Consider the following 26,083-nt stretch of genomic DNA (forward strand, 5'->3'; position numbering starts at 1 on the left):
GACGCGTCCGAAATGCCCCGGAAACGCCGGTCCGATTTCCTCACGGCTCGTGATCTACGAGCGGAGGACACCCCGTGGGCATACCGTCGGATGACGAACTCGACGCCTTCATCAAGGCGCGGCTGACGCTGGCTGGAGTGGATCTCAACCGGCTCCCCGAGTCGCCGGATCCCGCCACCGGCGCGCCGACGCGGGCGCAGGCCATGGAGTACCTGCGGACGTTCCTGGCCGGGGCGAAGACCGGCGGTGTCCGGTCCGGCGGGCGGCCCGCCGCGATCAACACCTGGCGACCGCCTGCGGCCGGTGACGACTCGGCCGCCCTGTCCCAGCAGGCCGATCCGCCGCTGGAGTATCCCTCGATCTCGACTGCCTGGACGGATGCGCGATGAGCCGGGCCTACTCCCGCCGGATCTTCCTGGCCCGTTCCGGCGCGGTGACCGCCGCCGCGGCCGTGGCCGCCGCGCCCACGGCGGCGCGCGCCGCGAGCCTCGCCCGCCGGCCCGTCCTCCCGGACGTCCCCGTACGCAAGGAGGCCATCAGCGATCCCACGGAGGCGACGCTCGCCGAGGCCGCCACGCTACTCCGCCATCGCAGGCTGACCGCCGTGCGGCTCGTTCAGGCGCACCTCGACCGCATCACGGCCTACGACGCGACCTACCAGGCCTACGTCACCGTGACGGGGGCGCAGGCGCTGGCCGCCGCCACGGAGGCCGACCGCCGGCCCTCCGGCCCCCTCGCCGGGATCCCGCTGTGCATCAAGGACAACTACTTCACCGCAGGCGTCCGGACGACGGCGAACTCCTTCATTTTCGACCGATTCGTTCCGGCGTACGACGCCACGAGCGTCGCCCGGCTCAAGAGCGCCGGCGGCATCGTCATCGGCAAGGGCCAGATGGGCCCGCTGGCCACCACGCGGGCGACCACGCCCGACGGCCGGATCACGACCGTCAACGCCTGGACGCCGACCGACCCCTCGGTCGACCCGGGCGGCTCGTCCACCGGGCCGGCCTGCGCGGTCGCCGGCCGGATGGCCACCTCCTCGATCGGCACGCAGACGGGCGGCAGCATCGTCCTGCCGTCCAACCAGCAGAACCTCACCGGGCTGAAGCCGACGATGGGCCGCACGTCGATCTACGGCGTCATCCCGCTGTCGTTCACCCGCGACCACAGCGGGCCGCTGGCCCGCGACGCGATGGACGCCGCGATCATGCTGACGATCCTCGCCGGGCCTGACCCGCACGACCCGCGAACCCTCGGCCTGCCCCGTGTCCCCGACCTCATCGGCGCCGCCACCCCCGTACGCCGGAACGGGAAGGTTCGGCTGCGGCGCGCCACGCGCATCGGCGTGCCGCCGGACTACCTCACCGGGGCGAGCAGCCAAGTGATCGCGCTCCGCAAGGCGTTCCTCGCCACGCTCGACGCCGTCCCGGGCGCGCGGACGGTGGAGATCTCCTATCCGGCCGACTGGTCGCTGCTGACCGGCGCGTTCAACGACGTGCGGCTGGCCGAGCGGACCGAGCCGTTCCGCGCCTGGTTGCAGAAGGATCCCACGCTCTTCGGCGTCTCCCTGCTGAGCTGGCTGGGCGGGCTGATGCTGTCCGGCGACGAGTGGGTCACCGGGCAGCGGGCGAAGACACACCTACTCCGCGAGGTCCTCGACGGCGTGCTGAACGACTGCGACGTGGTCCTGCAGACCGGTCCCGTGCCCTTCGACATCCTCGGCCTGCCGGAGATCGGCTTCCCGATCGGGTTCGACGGCGGTGTGCCGGTGGGCACGATCCTCGGCGGCGGCCCGTACGAGGAGGATCGGCTCCTGGAGGTGGTCGCGGCCTACCAGGCGGTCACGGACTGGCAGTGGCGGCGTCCCGCCGACCCGCCCCAGGCGAGGGTGATGGCCCGAGCCGCCCGGCCGCGGATCGACGCCGTGAAAGCGGCGGCCACGAGCGCGTGACACAGGGCCCTGGTCGAGAGCCGGACCTGCCGCCGGTACGCGTTGCGGCACAATGTCGAGGTCGGTCTGCTTGTCGCCGACCTTGGTGGATTCCGCTTCCGGGGCCAACGTCGCAGGCGGCTGCGGCTTTGGCCGGGTGACGCGGGGCCGTACGAGACTGGCCGCATATGGACCGGGGGATGGGATGCCGCTGGAGAACGAGGACCGGCCGTCGGACTCGCCCTACGTCCACCGCGTGTGGCGTAGCCGTGCGTCCGGGGTCGCGCGGATGACCTCGATCGCGACGTCGAACTGGGAGCTGGTGTTCTGGGAGGACCAGGGCCGCGTACACGCCGCCGTACGGGGCCCGGAGACCACGGCCTCGAGCGTCGACGTGCCCGACGGGTCAGAGTCCTTCGGCATCACGTTCGCGCACGGCACCTCGATGCCGCACCTGCCTCCCGCGCGCCTCGTCGACTCCGCCTGGGAGAGCCCGCACGCGACCGCGACGAGGTTCGTGCTGGGCGGCGACGAGTGGCTCATGCCCGGTTTCGAGAGCGCGGAGCAGCTCGTCGTCCGGCTCGTACGGGAGGGCGTCGTCGTACGGGACCCGCTCGTCGACGAGGTCCTGGCCGGCGGGATGCCGGACGTCGGGACGAGGTCGGTGCAGCGCCGTGTCGCCGCGGCGACCGGGCTCACCCAGGGCGGCATCCGGCAGATCGAACGCGCCCGGCAGGCCGCGATCCTGCTTGGCGAGGGCGTCCCGTCGCTCGAGGTCGTCGACCGGCTCGGCTACTACGACCAGCCGCACCTCGCCCGCTCGCTGACGCGCTTCATCGGCCGTACCGCGACCGAGCTGTGCCGGCGGGGTGCGGCCGAGCAGCCCCTGTCGCTCCTGTACAAGACCGGCACCGCCGCCGATTCCTAACCTTGGTGCCGTTGCGGGAGAGATCCCACATCGTCACCAGGAAGGGCAATCCAGATGACCGAGAACGTCAACGCGGCCGCCGTGTCCGCCGACGGCACCGTGATCGCGTTCACCGCGTGGGGCGAGGGCGAGCCGCTCATCATCATCGACGGCGCGACCGGCTATCCCGCCATCAACCCGACGAACGAGGAGATCGGGCGGCTGCTGGGCGAGGAGTTCCGGACCTACGCCTACGACCGTCGCGGACGCGGCGAGAGCACCGACACCGCACCGTACGCCGTGGAGCGCGAGATCGAGGACCTCGCCGCGCTCATCGAGGTCGCGGGCAAGCCGGCGACCGTGTTCGGCTGGTCGTCCGGCGCGGTCCTCGCGCTCGACGCCGCGGCGGCCGGTCTGCCGATCGCGCGGCTCGCCCTGTTCGAGCCGCCGTTCGTCGTCGACGACAGTCGCCCGCCGTTGCCCGCGGACTACGTGGAGCGCCTCGACGCCGCCGTGGCCGACGGTCGCCCCGGGGACGCCGCGGAGCTGTTCCTGACCGCCGCGGTCGGCATGCCCGCCGAGGCCGTCGGGGGCATCCGGCAGAGCGAGTTCTGGCCGATCATGGAGGGCGTCGCGCCGACGATCGCCTATGACGGCCGGATCATGGGGACCACGATGTCGGGCGCCCCGCTCCCCCGCGATCGCTGGGCCGCCGTCACCGCGCCCACGCTCGTGATGCACGGCACGGGGACGTTCCCGTTCATCGTCGCGGGCGCCCAGGCGCTCGCCGAACTGCTGCCGACCGCGACCCTGCGGGCCGTCGAGGGCGAGCAGCACAGCGCCCCCGCCGGTGTGATCGCCGCCGCGCTGCGCGACTTCGCCCGCTAGGAGAGCGACGCCATGGGACGGATCGTGGTCACCGAGTTCATCTCGCTCGACGGCGTCGTGCAGGCGCCCGGTGGAGAGGACTTCAAGTATCCGAACTGGAGCTTCGAGTTCGACCGCGGCGAGGAGGGCGAGAAGTTCAAGGTCGACGAGGCGCTCGGCGCCGAGGCGTTGCTCCTCGGCCGCCGGACGTACGAGGGATTCGCCGCGGCCTGGCCGCAGTACGAGGGCGAGCTCGCCGACAAGTACAACGGGATGCCGAAGTACGTCGTCTCGAGCACGCTCACCGACCCCGAGTGGAACAACACGCGCGTGCTCTCCGGCGGCCTGGTCGAGGAGGTGACCCGGCTCAAGAAGGAGGTGGACGGCGACATCTCGGTCGCCGGCAGCATCCGGCTCGTGCGGGGACTGCTCGAGCACGACCTCGTCGACGAGCTCCACCTCATGATGTTCCCGGTCCTCCTCGGCACCGGGAGGCGCCTGTTCGGGGAGACCTCGGACAGGTCGGCGTGGACGCTGACCGAATCGATCACCGTCGGCGAGGGCGTGCTCATCACGATCCTCCATCGAGCACGGTGACCGGCTCTAGCGTGAGGCCGCGACGGATGCCCGTGTCGGCCGGGCCAGACCGAGCAGGCCGCTGCCCTTGAGGAACAGGAAGAGGCCGCCGAGGCCGAGGAGTCCGGACAGGATCCACTCGTGGCTGCCGGCGGGCCGGTAGACCTGTCCGGACCGGCCGACGTCCCGTGCCCGGGTGCGCGTCCCCGCCGTCAGCCCGCCCGCGCCGCCGTACAGGAAGACGTCCGGCCGCGTCAGCGTGCCGTCGTCCGAGCGGAACGCGCCCTGCCAGTTGCAGGCCGTGTGCCCGGGATGGCGGACGCAGTTCAACCGGTCGGCGGTGAAGGTCCCCTGGGTGCCCGCTCCGGACCGGGCGGCCCTGAGCACCGGCCCCACGTTCGGGACGACGAGGTACAGCAGGAACACGCCCAGCAGGGCCAGGAGCACATCGAACGCGGAGACGCGCCACCTCATCGCGGGTGTCCTACGCCTCCGCGGGAGCCTGCCGCCGCGTCGGCTCGGCGCAGGAGCACTTCATGTCGGCGCGTTCGCGGGCGCTGGGCCGGCGGTGCAGGAGCATGGCCACGACCATGGGCACGGTGACGAGTCCGTTGTAGACCAGGTGGAGCTCGACCCGTGGGAAGAACAGCTGCAGGATGCTGGTCGGGACGGCTCGATGGGCCAGGTAGCTGTGGGTGGAGGCCTGGATGAGCAGGAGCAGGTGCTCGAAGTGGTGCCAGACCTGGATTCCCAGGGCGATGTTCCACCAGGTCCGGGACCTGCCGGTGAAGCCGGGCCGCAGCATGATCAGACCGATCAGCATGAGCACCGCGTAGCCGTAGTGCAGCCACTCCGACTTGATCAGCCAGGGGAACGGCTCGCCCAGCAGGCCGCGCGCCTTGGGCACCGGCCAGCCCAGTACCCAGATCTGGATCGCCTGAACGACGTGCTCGGCCCAGTGGGCGATGACGATGAAGGCGAAGACCGCCAGGGCGGGCCGGTGGTAGCGGGTGTTGATCGCGGACAGGACGCCCTCATGCCCGGAGGCCGATACCGCTCGAGTCACCATGACGATTCCCGCCTTTCTGATCACGAATACGGGACCACGGGACGCAGTTTTCGGGTGGCCTAATTTCACGAATCCGGACAGATTTACACGCCCGGAATGCGTCATCGAATTAGTGGATAATAGCCCGATGTGAACAACTGACGATAAAGCACGTCATCATCGGCATGACACCTGGCCACATCCGGCGGCGACCGTTGACAGCGCGCGGGATCCAGGGTGACCATGCGGCTGCCGGGCGTCCTCTCGCCGCGAGTCGCATGCCGGGGTTTCCGCCTTCTCTTACGGAGCCTTAATGTCACACATCACGCTGGACACCGATGAGCCGGGAATCCGCGGACTCTTCCAATTCCGACCGGAGACGGCGGCCCCGCTCAACCGGCTGGCCGAGGTGTTGCTGCGCGGCGACAGCACGCTGACCCGGGGAGAGCGGGAACTGATCGCCGCCCATGTCTCGTCGCTGAACCAGTGCCGTTTCTGCACTTCCTCCCACGCAGCGTTCGCCGCGGCCCAACTCCCGGAGGGAATGGAGTTGGTGGACCGGGTACGCGCGGATCTGGAGACCGCGCCGGTCTCGGCGAAGCTGAAGGCGTTGTTGCGGATCGCGGCCGCGGTGCAGCGCAGCGGCCTCGAGGTCACCCCGGATCTGGTGCGGGCGGCCCGCGCGGAGGGCGCCACCGACCTGGAGATCCACGACACCGTCCTCATCGCCGCCGCGTTCTGCATGTTCAACCGCTACGTCGACGGCCTGGGCACCTGGGCCCCGGACGACCCGGCCGCCTACGCCGCGGCGGCCGAGCTCATCGTCACCTCCGGATACGTCTCGCTCGTGGACGAGAGCGCGTGACGTAAGGTCCTCGTCGGTATTTGTCGCTGGCGGACGACAAATATGCTTGTCCTGATCCCGGACCGAGGACGTTCATGGACACCGCTCAGCCCCTGCCCGCCTACTACCGCCTCAAGCGACGCCTGCTCGCCGACATCGAGCGCGGCGAGTACGGCGTGGACGGCAGGCTGCCCACCGAGCACGACCTGTGCGCGGCGTACGGCCTGAGCCGTACGCCGGTCGCGCGGGCCCTGTCGGAGCTGGCGGCCGAGGGGGTGGTGGTCCGGCACCGGCGCCGCGGCACCTTCGTCAATCCCGAGTGGATGCGCGCGCTGAGCGCGGCGCCGGAGATCTCGGTGATCACCTGTGACCAGGCGTGGGAGGACCAGCTGCGCGAGGCGGCGGGCAAGGACCTGCGGCTGTCGATCACGTCGGCGCCGCTCGCCGAGCTGCGGGGGGTGTTCCGCCGGGCGATCGCGGAGGGGCGGGGGCCGGACCTGGCGCTGGTCGACTCGGTGTGGGTGGCGGAGTTCGCCGAGTCGCACATGCTCACCCCGATCGGGGAGCTGGACCCGGAATGGGCCGCGGCCGAGCACGACGCCGACTTCCTGCCGCCCTTCGCCGACGCGTACCGCCTGGAGGGCGACGACATCGTGGCCGTACAGGCCGACGCCGACGTCACCGGCCTGTGGTACCGGCGGGAGGCCCTCGACGCCGTCGGGGCCTCCCCGCCCGCCACGTGGCGTGACCTGCGCGCCCTGGGCCGTACGCTCGCCGACGGGCTGCCCCGCGACCGGTACGCCCTGGTGATGCCCGGCGGCCCGGCCGCGACGGAGACCGCGACCTACGCGCTCGTCGGGCTGCTCGCCGCCAACGGTGCGACCATCTTCACCTCCGAGGCGGTGACGCTGGACTCCCCCGCGACGGTGGAGACGCTGCGGTTCCTGCGGCGCCTCGTCGACGACGGGGTGCTGCCGGCCGAGGTGGTGACCTACGACCGGCACAGGGCGGCCCGGCTGCTGGCGGCCGGGCGCGCGGACCTGTTCGTGGGCGCCAGCTACCACGCCGAGCTGCTCGCCGCCGAGATCGGCGGCACGCTTCCCGAGGTCGCCGAGCGGTTCGGGTTCGTCCCGCTGCCCGCCGGACCGCACGGGCCGCCGGCGATCCTGTGCGGCGGAATGGTCTACTGCATCCCCCGCCAGGCGCAGAACCCTCACCTGGCGATGCGGCTGCTGCGCGCCGCCACCGCGCCGAAGCGGCTGGCGGACCTGTGCGCGGAGACCGGGCAGCTCCCGCCGCGCCGCAGCGTGCTGGACGTCATGGCGCCGGTGTCGCCGTTCCACGCCCAGACCGCGGCGCTGCTCGAGCACGCGGTCGTACGGCCGTCCTCGCCGGTTTATGCCTTGGTCTCCGCGCAGCTTCAGGCGCTCCTGGAGGGCGTGCTCACCCGGCGGTGGACCCCGGCGGCCGGGGTCGCCCTGGCGGCCGACCGGATCAGCGCCATCACGGGTCTCCCGGTCGTACGCGGCTGACCTGGGCATATCGATCGTCTACTGGCCGATCGGTAACGCGTTCGTAACCCATTGACCCATAGCTCTTGACCTGGAACGCTCCAGCAACCAGATTTGCCACATCACAGTGGCAAATCCCCCTGGAGGGAGCGCACATGCGTCGGAAATCGGCCTTCGCAGTGACGACAGTGATGGTCGCGGCAGCGCTGAGCGCGTGCGGCGGCAGCGGATCTTCGGACGGCAAGACGATCAAGGTCGCGTACCAGAAGTTCGGCAACTTCATCGGCGCGGACGAGCTGTTCAAGAAGATCAAGCCCGTCTTCGAACAGCAGAACCCCGGGTACAAGCTCAAGCTCATCCCCATCGAGGCGGATGAGAACTCCTACTACACCAAGCTGAACCTCATGCGGCGCTCCCCGAGCACCGCACCCGACGTCGCGTACGAGGACACGTTCTTCGTCAACTCCGACGCCCAGGCGCGCTTCCTGAAGCCCCTCGACGACAACCTGAAGTCGTGGCCGGACTGGTCGCAGTTCTTCGACGCCGCCAAGGTGGCGGGGCAGGCCTCCGACGGTCACACCTACGGCATCCCGATGGGCACCGACACGCGCGGCCTCTGGTACAACAAGCAGATCTTCGCCAAGGCCGGGCTGCCGGCGGACTGGCAGCCGAAGACCTGGAACGACGTCCTGGCCGCCGCCCGGCAGATCAAGTCCAAGGTCCCCGGCGTCATCCCCCTCAACGTCTACGCGGGCAAGGGCGTCGGCGAAGCCGCCTCGATGCAGGGCTTCGAGATGCTGCTGTACGGCACCGCCGACAAGCTCTACGACGACCAGACCAAGAAGTGGGTCGTGCCGAGCAAGGGCATGGGCGACTCCTTCAACTTCCTGAAGACGGTCTACTCCGAGGGCCTCGGCCCCACACCGCAGCAGGCACTCGACCCGCACTGGAGTGACAACGTCGCCGGGCAGGAGCTGCCCAAGGGCAAGCTCGCCATCGACCTGGACGGCTCCTGGCTGCCGCAGGCGTGGATCCCCGGCGGAGCGTCGGCCTGGCCGCAGTGGTCCAGCACGCTCGGCACCACCCCCATGCCGACGCAGAACGGCCAGGCGCCCGGCAAGGTCACGATGTCCGGCGGCTGGCTGCTGTCCATCGGCGCCCGTACCAAGCAGGCGGCGGCGGCCTGGAAGCTGGTGCAGCTCGCCATGAACAAGGAGAACTCCCTGTTCTTCTACGTCAAGGCGACGCAGGTGTCGGTGCGCAAGGACGTCGTCGACGACCCGAAGTACGTCGAGGGCAACCCGACCCAGAAGTTCTGGACCAACCTGGTGTCCGTCACCCAGTACCGGCCCGCCTACAGCGTCTACCCCCAGATCTCCAACCAGCTGCAGGCCGCGACCGAGGCCGTGGTGACCAACCAGGGCTCGCCGCAGTCGGCGATGAACGACTTCGCCACCCAGGTCAAGCAGATCGCCGGGCCGGACAAGGTGGAGGCGAAGTCCTGATGCGTCGTCCGCGCTCCCTGGCCGAAAGGACGCCCTGATGGTGGCCGTGGCCGAGCGCACCGTCACCCGCCGCCCGCCCGCCCGGCGCGGGCGGCGGGCCGCCGGTCGTGCGCTGCCGCTGGTGCCCGCGTTCGGCCTGCTCGCGCTGTTCTTCGTCGGGCCGATCCTGTGGTGCGTCTACGCGTCCTTCACCGACATCGCGCTGACCGGCGCGGGCGCCAGCAGCCCCCACCTGGTGGGCCTGCGCAACTACCGGCAGATGTTCTCCGACCCGGCGTTCACCAAGTCCCTGTGGCTGACCGTCGTCTTCGTCGTCGGCTCGGCCGTCGTCGGGCAGAACCTCGGCGGCCTCGTGCTCGCCCTGCTCATGAACGGCCGTCGCCGGATCGTCCGCTCGATCATCGGCGGCATCGTGGTGGGCGCGTGGGTGCTGCCGGAGCTGGTCGCCGGCTTCATGTGGTACGCGTTCCTGTCCGACCACGGGACGCTCAACGCGATCCTGCACGCCGTCGGCCTGCACGGGAAGAGCTGGCTGTACGCGAGCCCGCTGCTGGCCGTCACGATCGCCAACGTCTGGCGCGGCACGGCGTTCTCCATGCTCGTCTACTCCGCCGCGCTGTCGAACGTGCCGGACGAGCTGCTGGAGGCCGCCGCGGTGGACGGCGCGTCGGCGTGGCAGCGGCTGCGCCACATCACGCTGCCGCTGATCCGGCGGGCGATGCTGACCAACCTGATGACGATCACGCTGCAGACCCTCGCGGTCTTCACGCTGATCTTCGTCATGACGGGCGGCGGCCCCGGCACCAAGAGCCAGACGCTGCCGATCTTCATGTACCAGGAGGCGTTCAAGTTCTACCACCTGGGTTACGGCGCGGCGCTCGCGATCGTGCTGCTGGGGGTCGGCGCCGTGTTCTCGCTGGTCTACCTGCGCGCCATGCGGAAGGAGGTGTGACGATGGCGGTCGCCTCTCCCACCGCGCCGAACCGGCGCAGCGCCGCGGTCGCCGCGTACGTGGTGCTGGTCATCGTGGGGCTGGCGTTCATCGCGCCGTTCGCGTGGCTGTTCCTCGCGTCCTTCTCCCAGGACGCGCAGCTGGACACGGCCGTCCCCGACCACCCGACCCTGCGCAACTTCGCCGACGTGCTCACCGGCGACAACCTGCACGCGCTGGCCAACAGCCTCGTGCTGTCGATGGGCTCGGCGCTGCTGACGCTGCTGCTCGGCGCGCCCGCGGCGTACCCGCTGTCGCGCTACGGCCGCAGGTTCGGCCGCCCGGTCATCCTCGGGCTGCTGTTCGCCACCGGGCTGCCGGTCACCGCGATCATGGTCCCGGTGTACGGCCTGTTCGTCCAGCTGAACCTGCTGGACTCCATCCCGGCCACCGTCCTGTTCCTCACCGCCACCGGGCTGCCGATGGCGATCTGGATGCTGAAGAACTTCATGGACGAGGTGCCGATCTCCCTGGAGGAGGCGGCGTGGGTGGACGGGGCGTCCGGCCTGCGGGCGCTGGTGCGGATCGTGCTGCCGCTCATGGTGCCCGGCACGACCGTGGTGTTCACGTTCACCTTCGCGCTCACGTGGGGGAACTTCTTCGTCCCGTTCATCCTGCTCATCGATCCCGCGAAACAGCCGGCCTCCGTCGCGATCTTCCAGTACTTCGGAATCCAGGGAGGGAACACCTCCTACGGACTGCTGGCCGCCTTCTCGATCCTGTACTCGCTGCCCGTCGTCCTGCTGTACGCCGTCGCCCAGCGCACGCTGGGGAACGCGTTCGCACTGCAGGGTGCCGTCAAGGGCTAAGCCGGAGGAATAGCCTTCATGCGCATCGCCGCCATCGAGTCGACCGACCTGTTCGCCGGCTCGACGTCGCATCCCCGACAGATCGTCCGTGTGACGCTCACCGGGGCCGACTCTCCCCTTACCGAGATCCGGGTGTCGCTCACCGGCCCGGCCGTGACCACCCCCGAGCCCACGATCGTCGCCCGCCTCGACCCGGGCGAGACCCTGGTCGCCGAGGTCGGCGTACGGCTCGCCGAGCCCGTCACCGAGGGCGCCGTCCGCCGTGTCACGGCCGTCGCCGAAACGCTCGGCGTGCCGGAGACCCGGGTGACGCTCGACGGCGAGATCGTCGCCGCCGTCACCGGCTGGACGATGTGGATGGTCTCGCACTTCCACTACGACCCGGTGTGGTGGAACACCCAGGCCGGCTTCACCGAGACCTATTACGACCTGCCGGCCGCGGAGAGCCGCCGACCCGAGGAGGTGCGGACCGCGTTCGACCTGGTCCGCATCCACCTGGACGCGGCCCGGCGCGACGAGGACTACAAGTTCGTGCTGGCCGAGGTCGACTACCTCAAACCGTACTGGGACGTCTTCCCGGAGGACCGCGCGGACCTGCGGAGGTTCCTGGACGAGGACCGGATCGAGCTCGTCGGCGGCAACTACAACGAGCCGAACACCAACCTCACCCACCCCGAGTCGACGATCCGCAACGCCGTCTACGGCATCGGCTACCAGCGCGACGTGGTCGGCGGCGACCCGCGCTCGGCGTGGATGCTCGACGTGTTCGGCCACGACCCGGCCTACCCCGGGCTGATGGCCGACGCCGGGCTCACCTCTTCGGCCTGGGCGCGCGGTCCGTTCCACATGTGGGGCCCGAACCGGCACGTCGGCGACAACGAGCGCATGCAGTTCCCCGCCGAGTTCGAGTGGATCTCCCCCAGCGGCCGGGGCGTGCTGACCGCCTACATGGCCAACCACTACAGCGCGGGCTGGGTCATGGAGGAGCAGGCCAAGACCCTCGAGGAGGCCACGGACCTGGCGTACGGCCAGTTCAGCGAGCTGCGCCCGGTGGCGGCCACGCGCAACGTCATGCTCCCGGTGGGCGGCGACCACGTCGTGCCCTCCCGGTGGAGCACGCAGGTGCAGCGCGACTGGAACAAGCGGTACGTCTGGCCGCGCTTCGTCGTGGGCCTGCCCAAGGAGTTCTTCGCCGCCGTCCGCGAGGAGCTGGGCGAGCGCCGCGCGGTGCCGGTGCCGCAGACCCGCGACATGAACCCGGTGTACACCGGCAAGGACGTCTCCTACATCGACACCAAGCAGGCGCAGCGCGCCGCCGAGGTCGCGATCCTCGACGCCGAACGCCTCGCCACCCTCGCGGCGCTCACCGGCGCCGCGTATCCGGACGAGGCCGTCGACAAGGCCTGGCGGCTCCTCGCGTACGGCGCCCATCACGACGCCATCACCGGCAGCGAGTCCGACCAGGTCTACGTCGACCTGCTCGCCGGCTGGCGCGAGGCGTACGAGCTGGGCGACACCGTCCGCACCGCCGCCCTCGACCACCTGGCCGCACGGGCCGACACGACGGGCCCCGGCCACCCCGTGATCGTCGCGAACACCCTGTCCTGGGCCCGCGACGGCATCACCACGGTGCACCTCACCTTCGACGAGCCGCGTCCCGGGCTGCGCCTCGTCGACGACGCGGGCGAGACCGTGCCCTGCCTCGCCGAGGGCGTACGGGTCTCGGCGAGCGGCGGCGTCGAGGAGGTCACCCTCACCTTCCTCGCCCACGCGGTCCCCTCGCTCGGCTACCGCGTTTACCACGTCGTCGACGCCGACGAGATGCCCGCGGGCTGGACCCCGGCCACCGGAACAGAGGCCGGCAACGCGGCGTTCACGGTGACCGCCGACCCGGCGCGCGGCGGCGCCCTCACCTCGATCCGCGACCTGCGGACGGGCCGGGAGCTGCTCCGGCCGGGCGGGCTGGGCGGCGAGCTGTACCTCCAGGAGGAGCACCCCACCCACCCCGTCTGGGGCGAGGGCCCCTGGCACCTGCTGCCCGCGGGCCCCGGCCACGGCACCGGCGAACGCCGCGCCACCGTCCGCGTCGAGGAGTCGCCGATCGGCCGCCGCCTCGTCACCGAGACGACCCTGGACGGCCTGACCGTCACCGGCGAGGTCCTGCTGTGGGACGGCGTCGACCGGGTGGACTTCCGCACCAACGTCGGCGGCTCGATCGGCCAGGACCACCTGCTGCGCGTCGGCTTCGACCTGGACGTCCCCGGCGGCCGCCCGGTGTCCGAGGTGGGCTTCGCCGCCATCGGCCGGCCCTTCGGGTTCCCGGACGCCGACAGCGCCGAGGACCTGTGGACGCTCGACAACCCGGCCCACACCTGGACCGCGCTGAGCGCGACCGTACGGATCGCGCTGACCGGCGACGACGGCTCCCGGCAGGAGCACGCCGTCGGGGTCGCCGAGGTGATCGGCACGGACGAGGGCGAACCCGCCCGCACCGTGCTGGCCGCCCTGGCCGCCCAGGGTGTGACCGCGACGTTCAGCCGGCCCGACGGCCCGCGCTACGGCGCGCTCGACGTCGACTCGAACCTGCCCGACGCGCGGATCGTCCTCGGCGGCCCGGCGGAGAACCCCTTCGCCGCCCAGGTCCTGGCGGCGGCCGGCCCGGCGTACGAGACGGCGCTGGCCGAGCACGGCCGGGTCTTCGTGCCCGCCGCCCGCCCGCTGGCCGAGATCTGGGTGCCGGGCGCGGACCTGCGCGACGTACGGGACCTGCCGGTGCTCATCGTCACCGAGGTCGGTGGGCTCTGCGCCGACCTCGACGACGCCACGATCGACGTCCGGCACCCCGGCGGGCTGGACGGATCCGACGCCCCGTACGCGGGTCGCTCGGTCGCGCTGCTCAACGCCGGCATGCCGGGCACGGTCGCCACGCCGGACGGCCGGGTGTACCTCAACCTGATGCGCTCCTGCAGCACCTGGCCGAGCGGGGTGTGGATCGACGGCCCGCTGCGCACCGCCCCCGACGGTTCGAGCCTGTCGTGGCAGCACTGGAACCACACCTTCGGCTACTCCCTCGTGGCCGGGGAGGGCGACTGGCGCGCGGCCGGGTTCGTCCGCGCCGGTCAGGAGTACAACCACGCCGTGCTCACCCGGCCTGCGGAGGCGCATCCCGGCGAGCCCGCGCCCGCGGACGGCCTGCTTACGGTACAGCCGGACAACGTCCTGCTGTCCGCCCTCAAGCCGGCCGGCAACCCCCTCGCCGCCGCCCAACCCGGCCGGGTCGACCCCGCCGACGGCGTGACCGTCCGGGTGTACGAGTCCACGGGCCGCCCCACGACGGCCCGGATCGGCCTGTTCACCGGCGTCACCGAGGCCGGCCGGACCGACCTGCTGGAGTCCGGCGGCGAAGCGGTGACGGTCGACACGACGGCCGAGGTCCCCCTCGGCGCCGCCGACATCGCCACCGTCCGCCTGAACCCGGCCGGTGGGGCACCCGGAGGCTCGGCCCTGGGACCGAACGCGGAGCCGGTCCAGCCGGTGTTCGGCCGCTACTGGCTGCACAACAAGGGACCCGCCCCGCTCGGGAACCTCCCGACGGCGGTGCACCTGTCCCCGCAGCGGCTCTCCCTGACGGGGTCCGGGCCGCTCCGGCTCACCGTCGCCGCCTCAGGCCCGGAGGCGACCGGGCGAGTCGAACTGGACGTCCCCGATGGGCTCACCGTCACCGGCCCGGTGCTGGACTACCGGCTCGCCCCCGGCGAGTTCGCCGAGTACGAACTGACGGTCGACGCGTCGGGAGCCGCTCCGGGCCTGTACTTCGTGGGCGCCCGCATCCGCGACGGCCAGGGACAGGTCATCGAGGACGTCGTAACGGTGCAGGTCGGCGCGGAACCGACCGGGGACCCGCTGGAGGTCGCCCTGGCATCTCCCGCGCCCCGGCTCCGGCCGGGAGACGACGCCGAGATCGCCGTACGGCTCCGCAACTCCGCCGCAGCGCCGATCCGCGGCGAGGCACAGCTCATCAGCCCGTACGGCACGTGGGGCCCCGCCCACGACGTCCTGATCACCCCCTGGACGCGAGGCTTCGAGGTCGCGCCGGGCGCCGAGGTGACCGTGCCCTTCGCGTTGTCCGCCCCACGAACGGCCAAGCCGGGCAACTGGTGGGCGCTGGTCCGCGTGACGTACTTCGGCCACCTGCACTACACGGAGACGATCGCCGTGGAGGTTGACCGCTGACGGCGCCCGCCGAGGGTTTCCGGGGCCAGAGCCCCGGAAACCCTCGGCGGGCGGGAGTGCCGGATCAACCGTCGGAGATCACATGATTTGACGAAACCGTTGCGTTTGATCGGAATTGTCGTTGTTACAGCGGGAAAGTGCCGGGGAGAGCGACTGATTCGCAAAGAGAAAGGTGGTGGGTCACATGTCCGCGCGCCCGATGGCCGGCATGGAGCAGCATCCCGACATAGCGGAGCTCCGCGCCCGGTACGACCGCGTCGCCGAGACGACATCCGCCCACACGCTCGACGGCCTCACCTTCCTGAGCGGCCTTTACCTGGCCATCTCGCCGTGGGTCATCGCGTTCCACAGCCGCACCACGACCCTCACGGTGAACAATCTGCTCACCGGGATCGCGGTCACGCTGCTGGCGGTCGGGTTCGCATCGGCTTACGGACGTACGCACGGCGTCGCCTGGGTCGTCCCTCTCATCGGTGTGTGGACGATCATCGCACCGTGGGTGGTCCGCGGGTCCATGGCCACGATGTCGACCGTCCTCAACAACGTCATCATCGGCGCCCTGATCTTCCTGTTCGGGATGGGCGCGGCCGGCATGGGAATGATGTCCAACCGGGCCTCTCGACGCAGGATGTAGAGGGAGTGGCCTACCCCAGAGAGGCACATACTGGACCTTTTCGGACGGCTCGCGCGCTCATAACGTGCTGTCCATGACGAGTACATGGTTCGAGCGGCCGGCCCTGACCGGACGCCACGTCCGTCTGGAGCCGCTCGGTCCCGAGCACGCCGAGGGACTCCTCGAGGCGGGTAAGGACCCGGAGGTCTGGCGGTGGCTGAACGTCCGGCAGCCCGCCGACCTCGACGAGGCACGCCGCATGGTCGAGAACGACCTGGCCCAGACGGCCCGCGGAACGCGCCTGCCCTGGGTTCAGATCGACGCGGCCACCGGAGAGGTCGCCGGGACGACGTCGTACTACGAGATCGAACCGGCGCATCGCGGCCTGTGCATCGGGCACACGTGGATCGGCGCCCGCTGGCAGCGGACGGCGCTCAACACCGAGGCCAAGCTCCTCCTGCTGGAGCGGGCGTTCGACGTGCTGGGCGCCAACCGGGTGGGCTGGCACACCCATCACCGCAACGAACGCTCACAACGGGCCATCGAACGCCTCGGCGCGCAGCGGGAAGGGGTACTGCGCAGCCACCGCATCCTGCCCGACGGCTCCGTCCGGGACACCGTCTGCTATTCGTTGATCGCGCCGGAGTGGCCCGCCGCCCGCGACCGGTTGCGTGCGCGTCTCGCGACAGGCTGAGCGGTCGCACGTGAATGCGGACGGCCGCCGTGCGGGCTCCTTGCGGGAGACCTCACGGCGGCCGTCTCTCACGTGGCGGGGCGGGATCGGACTCCCGTCACCGCACGCTCATCGCCGGTTAGCGGCGGCGGCGCCTCCGAACGAGGCCTCGTACTTGTCGATGGCCAGGCCGAGCTGGGCGTACTTCTCGCTGTAGGCGACCGGGTGGGCGCCCGGGGCCGTCGGCGGGCGGTTCGGGTCCTGGTACTGGTCACCGAGGTTGGAGAACACCGCGATGATGTAGTTGCGGCCGTTCTTGCCGGGCAGGGACTTGACGATGCCCGCGTCGCTTCCGGAGTTGGAGACCAGGCCGGTCTTGTGGGCGAAGGTCACCTCGGCGTTGGCGTTGCAGGGCCGCACGTCGTGCTGGTAGGCGGCACCGTCGACGGTCACGGTGCCGTCGGCTGCGATCCACCGCTGCGGCTCGACCGCCGGGATGCCGGGGGCCGGGTAGTCCGCACCGCACCAGTTCGTGGTGGACAGCACGTCGTTCATGCCCTGGTCGCCGAGCTCCTTCTTGAAGAACTCACGCGACGAGGGGCTGAGCACGTCGGCGGTGACCGCATTGCCGTTCGACGCGGTCCAGACGGTGCCCGGGGCGCCGTTGATGAGGGCCAGGAGCTTGGCGGTGTCGATCGAGCTCATCGTGACCGGGTTGCTCCAGTGCCCGCCGTTGGCCGGGTTGGTCTCCTTGACCTGCAGCGTCTCCAGACCCAGGTTCTGGAACGTCTGGTTCAGGTCGTTCACGGCATCGTGGTCCCACAGCATCTTCAGCAGCGCGCACGAGGCGCCGTTGGAGGACCAGGTCAGCGACGCGTCAACGTAGTTGCGGATCGTGTCGCTGGTGGCCCCGCCGCACAGCGAGCTGACCGTGGTGGGGTTGTAGGCGTAGGTGTCGTCCAGGCTGATGACGCCCTTGTCGACCAGCCGCAGCACCCCGAAGTTGATCATCAGCTTCAGGACCGAGGCCGGGTAGGGCAGCATGAAGTCGGTCGAGGCGTTCTCCCGGCCCGGCACCACGTCGATCGTGCCCTGGGCGTGGTTGGTGTACCACCCGGAGTCGTCCCACTGCCGCCAGCGCACGTCGCTGGTGTGGAAGTTCTTGTCCAACGGGATGATCTTCCCGTGCGGGTACTGCGGGCTCATCAGCACCGTGCCCGCCGAGACCGGGCGGTTGTTCGCGTCCAGCTCGATGACGGTGGCGTCCACCTGCGGCTGCTGGGAGATCGGCTGGTTGCCCGCCGCCGCGGCGTACGTCTTGGCACGCTGCTCCGGCGTCTTGGCGTCCTTGTCGACCGAGTTCGCCTTGAGGGCGCGCACGGCGGTGGCCGTGGTGGGCGGGTCGGTGTCGATGACCTCTTGGAACTTCAGGCCGTCCATCGTCTGCTGAAGCATGTCGGCGATGGCGGTGATGGGCGGCGGGTCCGTGTCGGCACGTGCCGCCGGAGCCGGCGCGACGGCCGATCCCAGCAGCGCGCCGGCGGCCACCAGACCGACCACACCCCGATTACACAGGCGAGAGATCTTCATGATCGACACGCTAGTGAACAAGATCACCAGCGCAGCGATCTTCGCCGAATCTTCGCTATGTGATCTATCTCCCGGAAGAAAACCGCAACCGATCCGAGCCCGTCGGGAAAGCCCCCCGCCGACGCGGCGCTACCAGCAGAGCTGACGGCACCGGCGGTCAGGGGTTCTTGCGCCAGACCAGGGCGGCGGAGATCGGGTGGTTGCGGTAGCGCTCCCACTTGGGTTTCACGGCGAGCCAGCGGTCGTCGATGACGCCCTCCCGCATCTCGACGAGGCGCCAGCCCGCCGCGACGCCGGCCATGACGTGGTCGCTCAGCAGGTGGACGTGCGTCGTGATGGCGATCGGCTCGCCGGACTCGCTGGTGAAGTGGGTCGGCATGCCGGACGCCATGATGAAGTGCGGGTGGAACGCCACGATCACGCACCGCGCGCCCGGCTCCGCCAGCCGCCAGGCCTCGGCGTAGAACGGCTTCAGGTCGGCCAGGTGCTCGTCGATGAGCGAGGCGATGACCAGGTCGTACGCGCCCGTGTCGAGCCCGGTCTCCGTCACGTCGGCCTCGAACAGCCGGTCGTGGCCGCCCTTCGAACGCGCGACCGCGAGCATCTCGGGAGTCAGGTCCACGCCGTCGATGGCGGCCACCCCGTGGCGCCGCAGCCAGGCGGCCGTGCGCCCGGTGCCGCACCCCAGGTCGGCGGCGCACCGGACCGTCCTCCACGACGGCTCGGTGAGCTCATCGAGCAGCGCGAGGTCCATGACGTCCTCGACCGTCTCCTCGTACGTGCCCACCCATTGCCCGTAGCCGGTCCGTACGTCCACCATCCGGTAACCGCGCGTATCGAAGTCAGCGAACTGCACCATGCGGCCAAGTATCGAAGGCCGCTTACGGAACCGCGATCGAATATCGGTTACCGGACGGTCCGGTCAGAGGCGGCCGTCGGTGGCTCGGGTGATGGCGGTCTCGACGGCGGCGACGCGGTCGGCGAGGAGGCCGAGCGCGCCGACCGCCCTGGTCATCGGGTCGTCCTCCGCGCCGCCGAGGGCCTGGGAGCGCTGGTAGGCGGCCTTGACCGCGGCCCAGCGCTCGGTCCGGTCGGCGGTGAGGGTGCCGCGCAGCTCGCCCAGTTTGAGCAGGTTCGCCTCGGCGCCGGAGGCGAGGGTCTGGGCCTCGCCGACGTAGTGGTCGTCGATCGCGGCCTCCAGCTCGGCCTCGTTCATCACCGGCACGATCCGCTCGGCGAGCTTGTTCATGTCCCGGTACGAGCCCTGCAGCTGGAACGGCGGCTCGGTGCGGGAGGCGTCGGCCTGGGCGGCCGAGGCGATGTACGCGCGGTTCGCGGCGAGCAGGACCTCCCGGACGCGCAGCAGCCGGCGCATGACGGCGGTGATCTGCTCGACCTCCGGACCGGAGTACGGGTGGGCGAGCCGGTCCGGCGACACGGTCGTGTCGCCCTGCGCGAGCCGGACGAACAGCTCCACGTCGCCGCGCTCCCGGGTCGACAGCGGCGCGAGCACGGGGTTGGAGGTGAGGGCGTTCTCCAGGTAGCTGAGCGCGAACAGGTCCTCGCGGCCGGACAGCACGTCGCCGAGGTTCCACACGTCGGCGCGGTTGGCCAGCATGTCGGGGATCCGGAAGCGCTGCCCGGACTCGGTGTACGGGTTGCCGGCCATGCAGACCGCGAAGCGCTTGCCGCGCAGGTCGTACGTGCGGGTGCGGCCGTCCCAGACGCCCTCGATGCGGCGCTGGGCGTCGCAGAGGGAGATGAACTTCTGCAGCAGCTCCGGTGAGGTGTGCTGGATGTCGTCGAGGTAGAGCAGGACGTTGTTGCCCATCTCCAGGGCAAAGTTGATCTTCTCGACCTCCTGGCGGGCGGTCGCGTCGGGCGCGTCCGCCGGGTCGAGGGAGGTGACCGACGGGCCGAGCGCCGGGCCGTTGACCTTGACGAACATCAGCCCGAGCCGCCCCGCGACGTACTCCATCAGGGTCGTCTTGCCGTAGCCGGGCGGGGAGATGAGCAGCAGCAGGCCCATCTGGTCGGTGCGCTTGGCGTCGCCGGCGGCCCCGAGCTGCTTGGCGAGGTTGTCGCCGATGAGCGGCAGGTACACCTCGTCCAGCAGCCGGTTGCGCACGAACGAGCTGAGCACACGCGGGCGGTACTCCTCCAGCCGCAGCCGCCCCCGCTCGGCGCCGACCAGCTCACCGCGGAGCCGCTGGTACGCGCGGTAGGCGGGCACCCGCTCGGCACGGAACCGGCCGGTCCGGGCGACGCTCTCGTCCAGGCGCAGCTCCATCCGGCGGCCGGTGATCCGCGGGTGCGCGCCCAGCAGGCCCTCGACGGTCGCCGTCAGGGGCGACGACACGTCGTACCGGTCGAGCGGGCCGCACAGCTCGATCGCCACGGCCTCGGCGAGGTCGTCGGCCGGCAGGCCGGTCGTGGCGAGGTACGAGCCGAGCCACGCCTCGATGAGCTGCTGCCGGGCGGCCAGGCCGCCGTGGTCGAGGGCGCGCAGGTCGTCGCGGTAGCCCGGGGCTCCGCCGAGCGCGGTACGGAAGCCGTCGAGCAGCGAGCGCGCCCCCGCGCCGGTGACGAACCCGGCGGGCTCGGTGGCGAGCTCCTCGAACAGGTACTCCCCGATCAGGTCGCCGGTGTCGTCCGGCGGCAGGATCCGGGTGGCCGCCTCGGGGCCGTGCAGCGCGTTGGCGGTGAGGAAGGCGAGGGTTGCGGCGGTCAGCTCCCGGCGCAGCACCCCGGCCGCCGGGGGCTCCCCGAACGCCGCGCGAGCGCGGGCCAGCGACGCGGCGCGGGTCGTCCAGGTCCCGCGCGACGCCTCGTCGGCGCCGTACGCCCAGAACAGCTGGGCGGCGGCGCGGGCGGCGGGCGGGTAGCGCAGCAGGCCCGCGCCGTCCCGCAGCCGCAGCAGTGCGTCGAGGATCAGCGCGGCGTCGTGGTCGTGCACGCCGCGCTCGTACCCCTCGTCGTAGCGGGCCTCGGCGGCCGTACGGACGACGGCGAGCAGTTCGCCTTCTTCGGCGGCGCGGCGGAGGACGTCGGCCGGGGTCCCGGCGAGGATCTCCGCCGCGAGGTACTCCCCGCGGTACACCTCGGCGGTCTCCGAGACCAGCGTCTGGTCCCAGTACGGGCGGGTCGCCGCGAAGGCCGGGTCGCAAACCGGGGACCGGTAGTCGGTCGCGGTCACGGCGTACGCCATGCCGCCGTCGTGCGGGACGAGGGTCAGGTCGACGGGCTGGGTGTTGACCGCGAACCGGTGCGCGCCGAGCCGGATGCTCTCGCCGCCGTCCTCGTACAGGTCGGCGCGGTCGCGCAGGGCCCGGCCCGCCTCCTGCCGGGCGGTCTTGAGCAGCCCGTCGATCTCCTCGGCGCGTACGGCGTCCCCGGCGGCGCGCAGCTGCTCGACGACGGAGCGGACCTTCTCCACCATCGGGTCGGCGGCGAAGTAGGCGTTGATCTCGTCGAGGGATTCGAGCGCGGCGGCGCGGCGGCGGACGCCGACGAGGATCCGCGTCGCGGACTCGGCGAGCCGGTCGGCGCGGCGGGCGCGCTCGTCCAGCAGCGTCTGCTTGCGCGCGGAGAACGCCTCGTAGACCTCTTCGCGCTTGGCGGTGAGCTCGGCGACGAAGTCGTCGAACTCGGCGAACCGGGACTCGAGGTTCTCCAGCTGGAGCATGACGCGGCCGAGCTGGTCATCGCAGGCCTCGGGCGTGTCCGTCATGGCCAGCGCGCCGGTGACGGCCTGGCCGAGCAGCGCGAACTCGGCCGCGAACGCGGCGCGCCCCTCGGCGTCCAGGAGCTCCCGGCGGCGGGCGTCGAGCGTGGCCTGCGCCCGGTTGATGCCGGCGAGCACCTCGCCGACCCGCTCCAGGATCGAGGTGCGCACGGTCGCGTCGGTGATGTCGAGGGTGCCGACGACGTCGGTGACGACCTCCAGGCCCTCGTACTGCTCGGCCAGCCGTTCGCGGATCGGGACGGCCTCGGCCGTCGCGGCCATCGCCTCGATCGCGGCGAGCAGCCGGTCGATCTCCTCGTGGTAGGCGGTGAACGCCTCGGGCTCGCGCAGGAACTCGACCGCGCGGCGTCCCGTTGCGGCCAGCTCATCGGTCAGCCGGTCGGCCAGCCCGTCGATCCGCGCGAGGTCGGCGTACCGCATGTCGCGGAGGGTGACGAGGCGGCCCTGGGCGCGGCGCAGCTCGGTCAGCCGGGTCACCCAGCCGTCGGCGGTGTCCGGAGAGTCGCCGCGGGTGACCCGGATCAGCGCCGTGATCTTCTCGTCGGCCTCGGTGAGCGCGGTCGCGGCCTGGGCGGTGAGCCGCTGGACGGTCTCGAACTCCTCGAGGACCTGCCCCGCCGTCCCCCGTACGTCGGCGAGCGGGACGCGCAGGTCGCCGAGTTCGGGGTCGCCGAGCCAGTGGAAGTGGTCGAAGGCCCGCTCGCACCCGGCGATCAGCGCCTCGAACACGCCCGCCGTCGGGGTGGTCTCCTCGACCATGCGGGCCACCGACAGGCAGTCGGAGATGCCCCGGACCAGGTCGGCGTTGCCCACCCGTTCCAGCGGCCCGGTGCCGGCCGGCTGCGCCGCCGCGTACGCGTCCGACAGGTACGGCGTCTGCCACACCTGCATCGCGTGCACGCGGGTCGGCTCGCCCGTGTCGGCGCGGAACACCACGAGGGTGCCGTCGTCGAACAGCGAGTAGCCGTGGCAGGTGATCGGGGTGGCGACCTCCTTGCGGATCACGTTGTACGGCAGCAGGAGGTAGCGGCCGGCCTCGCGGGCGTGGAAGACGTACAGCACGTCCTCGCCGTTGGTGGAGCGGATGACCCGCTCGTACTCCAGCCGGTCGACGTCCGTGTCGAACGTCTTCGCCGCGCCGGTCACCAGGTAGTAGCCGCCGGGGAAGATGATGCCGTGGTCCTCCGGCAGCCGCCGGCACGCCTGCCCGATGCCGTCCAGGCGCACGACCGTCTTCGTGTGCGTGTTGAAGACGAGGTACCGCCAGTCGTTCTCCTTGTACGGGCGGACGCGCAGCAGGATGAGCGCGCCGACGCGGGCGTACTGCACCTCGGCGTCGGCGAGGCTCTGCAGCGGCTCGTCGACCGGCTCGCGGTAGATGCCCTCGCCGGTCTCGGTGTTGTTCTCGATCTTGACGGTGAGGTCGCCGCCCACCGTCTCGACGAAGACCTCGTCCTCGATCGAGATGTGCGGGTGACGGCCGAGAATGTGGTCGTCGCGGGTGGTCGCGACCCACTCGAAGTCGTACCGGGGCGGGAAGACATGGTCCGGCTCGCCCAGGTTGTCCAGGTACGTGGCGGTGCCGTCGACGTCGACCGTCCAGCGCAGCACGCGGGTGTCGTGCTCGGCTTCCAGACCGGTCTGGAAGACCGCCAGCAGCTTGCCCTCGACGTGCCGCAACTGCAGCAGCCGGGCATCACGGTAGTAGCGGTACAGCTCGCCGAAGTCGCGCTCGAAGCCCGGGTCGCGCAGCACCTCCGGCGCGTCGTCGGTGGCCTCGAACCGGAACTCGTCGCCGTCCCGGACGAACCGGTACAGGGCGAACACGTCGCCGACGGTCGTCTGCGGCCGCAGCCCGATGAACACGTTGAAGCCGAACAGCATGAGCCCGCCGACCGCGGCGATGTCGCGCGGCACGCAGTTGTGCTCGGTTCGAATCCGCTCCGTGCCGACCAGCCGCAGCTCCGTGCCGCCGAACACCTCCAGCCGCCGGGCGTTCAGCGCCTCGGCCCGCCGGACCAGCTCCTTGGCCTGCTCGCCGAGCCGGGCGCGGAGCACCTCGTAGGTGCCCGCGTCCAGGCTCGGCGCGGCAGGCGTCTCCCCGCCCTCGGTCACGCGATTCCTCTGGTCCTCGTGGTGATCCGGCTCAGCTCTCGACCACTGCCATGTTGGAGATCGCGGCGTCGGCCACGCCGAGACGCTCGGCCTGGTCGAGCAGCTCACGGGCCTTCTCGCCGTCGCTGCCACCGGCCTTGATCCGCTGCGCCAGCAGTGCGGACAGGGTCAGGTTCTTCACGTCGTCGGTCTTGATCGACCCGATAAGCCGGGCCAGGTCCTCCGGCATGCTGCGCGAGCCGTTCAGCCAGGGGCCCGCGAACCGCTGCGCCACCTCGGAGTGCTCGACGAACCCGTCGACGCCCTTGCCGATGCTGATCGCGCCGACGACCCGGTCGAAGAAGGCGCTGTCGCCGCCGACGATGTCGATGTCGGCCTTCTCCAGGCCGGCGGCGAGCACCGACGCCTGGGCCTCGACGACCTCGCGCTGCACGTTGAGCCCGGCGAGCCGGACCTCCTTCTCGGCCTCCAGCCGCAGGCGGTACTCCTCGTGACCACGGGTGGCGTCGTCCATCGCGGCCATGCCGGCGGCCTTGTCGGTGAGACCTTCGGCCTCGGCCTTGAGCTTCTCGCGGATGCCGTCCGCGTCGGCGAGGGCCTGCTCGCGGTTCGCGACGGCGGCGGCGCGCCCGATCTTCTCGGCTCCCTCGGCCTCGGCCAGGGCCTTCTCGCGGTTGACGGTGGCCTCGGCGCGGCCGACCTTCTCGGTCGCCTCCGCGTCGCGCTCGCGCACCTGGACGGCGGCCAGGCCCTCGGCGGCGGCCTCCGCCTGGATGCCCTCGGCGAGCCGGATCTTGGACTGGGCGTCGAGCTCGGAGGTCTTCTGCCGCGCCTCGGCCAGCAGCACCTCCTCGCGGGCCTTGAACTTGGCGGCCTCCTCGGCCGCCTCGGCCGCCTTGATGTCCTTGACCAGGTTCTCCTGGGCCTCCGCCTCGGCCTGGATGATCAGGGCCTGGCGGGTCCGCTCGGCCTCCTCGACCATCCGCAGCTTCTTGATGCCCTCTTCCTGCTCGGCGACGGTCTTCTCCACCGCGATCCGCTCGCGGACGACGTCGGCGATCTCCCGCTTCTCCGCCTCGACCTCCTTGTCCTTGGCGATGCGGGACAGCTCGGTCTCCCGTTCACGCGCGATGACCTCGAGCATGCGGTCCTTCTCGATCCGCTCGTTCTCGACGGCGATGACGCGTTCCTTGTTCTTGGCGGCGACCGCGATCTCGCGGTTGCGGTTCTCCTCCTGGACGCCGACCTGCTCGTCGGTGCGCAGGCGCGCGGTCTGCGAGGTCAGGCGCTCCTCGGCCTGCACCTTGGCGATCTCGGCCTCCTCGCGGGCCCGTACGGTCTCGATCTCCCGCTTCTTCTTGACCTCCGCCTCGGCCTGGCGGCGTTCGAGCTCGAGGATGGCCTCCCGCGCGTCGACGTTCTGGCGGGTGATCTCCTTCTCCTCGTTGCGCTGGAACTCGTTGGTGCGCACGTGCTCGATGGCCGTCAGCTCGGTGATCTTCCGGATGCCCTGGGCGTCCAGGATGTTCGTGGGGTTGAGGCTCTGCAGCGGCGTCTGCTCGAGGTGGTCGATGGCCGCGTCCTCGAGGTGGTAGCCGTTCAGATCGGTGCCGATGAGCTGCACGATCTGGTCGCGGAACTCATGCCGGTGCGTGTAGAGGTCGACGAAGTCCAGCTGCTTGCCGACCGTCTTCAGCGCCTCGGAGAACTTCGCGTTGAACAGCGTCTGCAGCGTGTCCTCGTGGCTGGCCCGCTGCGTGCCGATCGCCTGCGCCACCTGGATCACGTCCTCGACGGTCTTGTTGACCCGGACGAAGAATGTGATCTTGATGTCGGCGCGGATGTTGTCCCGGCAGATGAGGCCCTCGTGCCCGCTCCGCTCGATCTCGATGGTCTTCACCGAGATGTCCATCACCTCGGCCTTGTGCAGCACAGGCAGCACGATGGCCCCGGTGAAGGTGACGTCGACCTTCTTGATCTTGGAGATGATGAGGACCCGGCCCTGTTCGACCTTGCGGAAGAGTCTGCTGAACAGGTACGCCGTGCCCAGTGCGACGATCAGGATCGCGCCGACGAGGACGGCGATCGCGATGCCGATGGAGTCCATCAATGGTCCTTCTTACGGG

19 protein-coding genes are annotated in these 26,083 nt (G+C 71.0%); 13 read left to right on the top strand and 6 right to left on the bottom strand.

All coding sequences use genetic code 11. From position 1 onward, the window contains the following. The first annotated feature begins 74 nt into the window (after positions 1-74). The 5 genes from ABEA24_RS47455 to ABEA24_RS47475 all read left to right on the top strand — a co-directional run bounded on the left by ABEA24_RS47455 (position 75) and on the right by ABEA24_RS47475 (position 4,301). Positions 75-389 carry a hypothetical protein gene (locus ABEA24_RS47455; RefSeq protein WP_345441886.1) on the top strand — a complete coding sequence of 105 codons (315 nt, stop codon included), beginning with the start codon at positions 75-77 and terminating at the stop codon, positions 387-389. Continuing rightward, on the top strand, positions 386-1,951 hold the full coding sequence (locus ABEA24_RS47460) for an amidase (protein ID WP_345441889.1): 1,566 nt from the start codon (positions 386-388) through the stop codon (positions 1,949-1,951). The genes ABEA24_RS47455 and ABEA24_RS47460 overlap by 4 nt, the downstream gene beginning before the upstream one ends. Positions 1,952-2,135: 184 nt before the next feature. Then, entirely contained in the window at positions 2,136-2,858 is a 723-nt protein-coding gene (locus tag ABEA24_RS47465; RefSeq protein ID WP_345441892.1) for a helix-turn-helix domain-containing protein, read from the top strand. A 54-nt stretch (positions 2,859-2,912) separates the two neighbouring features. Beyond that, the gene (locus tag ABEA24_RS47470; protein WP_345441895.1) at positions 2,913-3,725 is read left to right on the top strand and encodes an alpha/beta fold hydrolase; all 813 of its coding nucleotides are present in this window, start codon (positions 2,913-2,915) and stop codon (positions 3,723-3,725) included. A 12-nt stretch (positions 3,726-3,737) separates the two neighbouring features. Further along, positions 3,738-4,301, top strand: coding sequence for a dihydrofolate reductase family protein (locus tag ABEA24_RS47475; RefSeq protein WP_345441898.1), 564 nt, complete (start codon positions 3,738-3,740; stop codon positions 4,299-4,301). 6 nt (positions 4,302-4,307) lie between these two features. On the opposite strand, the gene ABEA24_RS47480 is transcribed toward ABEA24_RS47475, so the two are convergent. Both ABEA24_RS47480 and ABEA24_RS47485 read right to left on the bottom strand, forming a co-directional pair. Next, on the bottom strand, positions 4,308-4,754 hold the full coding sequence (locus ABEA24_RS47480; RefSeq protein ID WP_345441901.1) for a hypothetical protein: 447 nt from the start codon (positions 4,752-4,754) through the stop codon (positions 4,308-4,310). A gap of 10 nt (positions 4,755-4,764) precedes the next feature. After that, a complete protein-coding gene (locus ABEA24_RS47485; RefSeq protein WP_345441904.1) occupies positions 4,765-5,349 on the bottom strand; it encodes a hypothetical protein in 585 nt (194 codons plus the stop codon). A 292-nt stretch (positions 5,350-5,641) separates the two neighbouring features. Here ABEA24_RS47485 and ABEA24_RS47490 point away from each other — a divergent pair, with 292 nt between their 5' ends. The 8 genes from ABEA24_RS47490 (at position 5,642) to ABEA24_RS47525 (ending at position 16,528) form a co-directional block, all read left to right on the top strand. After that, positions 5,642-6,193, top strand: coding sequence for a carboxymuconolactone decarboxylase family protein (locus ABEA24_RS47490; RefSeq protein WP_345441907.1), 552 nt, complete (start codon positions 5,642-5,644; stop codon positions 6,191-6,193). Positions 6,194-6,267: 74 nt separating this feature from the next. Continuing rightward, positions 6,268-7,704 (top strand): extracellular solute-binding protein, encoded by a 1,437-nt coding sequence (locus tag ABEA24_RS47495; RefSeq protein WP_345441910.1) that lies wholly within the window; start codon positions 6,268-6,270, stop codon positions 7,702-7,704. A 134-nt stretch (positions 7,705-7,838) separates the two neighbouring features. Beyond that, positions 7,839-9,188, top strand: coding sequence for an extracellular solute-binding protein (locus ABEA24_RS47500; protein ID WP_345441913.1), 1,350 nt, complete (start codon positions 7,839-7,841; stop codon positions 9,186-9,188). A gap of 37 nt (positions 9,189-9,225) precedes the next feature. After that, positions 9,226-10,140 (top strand): carbohydrate ABC transporter permease, encoded by a 915-nt coding sequence (locus ABEA24_RS47505; RefSeq protein ID WP_345441916.1) that lies wholly within the window; start codon positions 9,226-9,228, stop codon positions 10,138-10,140. Positions 10,141-10,142: 2 nt separating this feature from the next. Further along, entirely contained in the window at positions 10,143-10,988 is an 846-nt protein-coding gene (locus ABEA24_RS47510) for a carbohydrate ABC transporter permease (protein WP_345441919.1), read from the top strand. Positions 10,989-11,006: 18 nt separating this feature from the next. Beyond that, positions 11,007-15,221 (top strand): glycoside hydrolase family 38 N-terminal domain-containing protein, encoded by a 4,215-nt coding sequence (locus tag ABEA24_RS47515; protein ID WP_345441922.1) that lies wholly within the window; start codon positions 11,007-11,009, stop codon positions 15,219-15,221. A gap of 184 nt (positions 15,222-15,405) precedes the next feature. Continuing rightward, positions 15,406-15,855 carry an SPW repeat protein gene (locus tag ABEA24_RS47520; RefSeq protein WP_345441925.1) on the top strand — a complete coding sequence of 150 codons (450 nt, stop codon included), beginning with the start codon at positions 15,406-15,408 and terminating at the stop codon, positions 15,853-15,855. 73 nt (positions 15,856-15,928) lie between these two features. Next, complete coding sequence (locus tag ABEA24_RS47525) at positions 15,929-16,528, top strand: GNAT family N-acetyltransferase (RefSeq protein WP_345441928.1); 600 nt, start codon at positions 15,929-15,931, stop codon at positions 16,526-16,528. Between the two features lie 108 nt (positions 16,529-16,636). On the opposite strand, the gene ABEA24_RS47530 is transcribed toward ABEA24_RS47525, so the two are convergent. From ABEA24_RS47530 to ABEA24_RS47545, 4 genes are all read right to left on the bottom strand, one after another. Further along, complete coding sequence (locus ABEA24_RS47530) at positions 16,637-18,097, bottom strand: serine hydrolase (protein WP_345441930.1); 1,461 nt, start codon at positions 18,095-18,097, stop codon at positions 16,637-16,639. A 157-nt stretch (positions 18,098-18,254) separates the two neighbouring features. Then, positions 18,255-18,956, bottom strand: coding sequence for a class I SAM-dependent DNA methyltransferase (locus ABEA24_RS47535; RefSeq protein WP_345441932.1), 702 nt, complete (start codon positions 18,954-18,956; stop codon positions 18,255-18,257). A 63-nt stretch (positions 18,957-19,019) separates the two neighbouring features. After that, positions 19,020-23,957 (bottom strand): DNA repair ATPase, encoded by a 4,938-nt coding sequence (locus ABEA24_RS47540; RefSeq protein ID WP_345441935.1) that lies wholly within the window; start codon positions 23,955-23,957, stop codon positions 19,020-19,022. Between the two features lie 31 nt (positions 23,958-23,988). Continuing rightward, on the bottom strand, positions 23,989-26,064 hold the full coding sequence (locus ABEA24_RS47545) for a flotillin family protein (RefSeq protein WP_345441938.1): 2,076 nt from the start codon (positions 26,062-26,064) through the stop codon (positions 23,989-23,991). Positions 26,065-26,083: the final 19 nt, after the last annotated feature.

The organism is Actinoallomurus vinaceus (genome assembly GCF_039542055.1).
In the GTDB taxonomy this organism is placed as follows: domain Bacteria; phylum Actinomycetota; class Actinomycetes; order Streptosporangiales; family Streptosporangiaceae; genus Actinoallomurus; species Actinoallomurus vinaceus.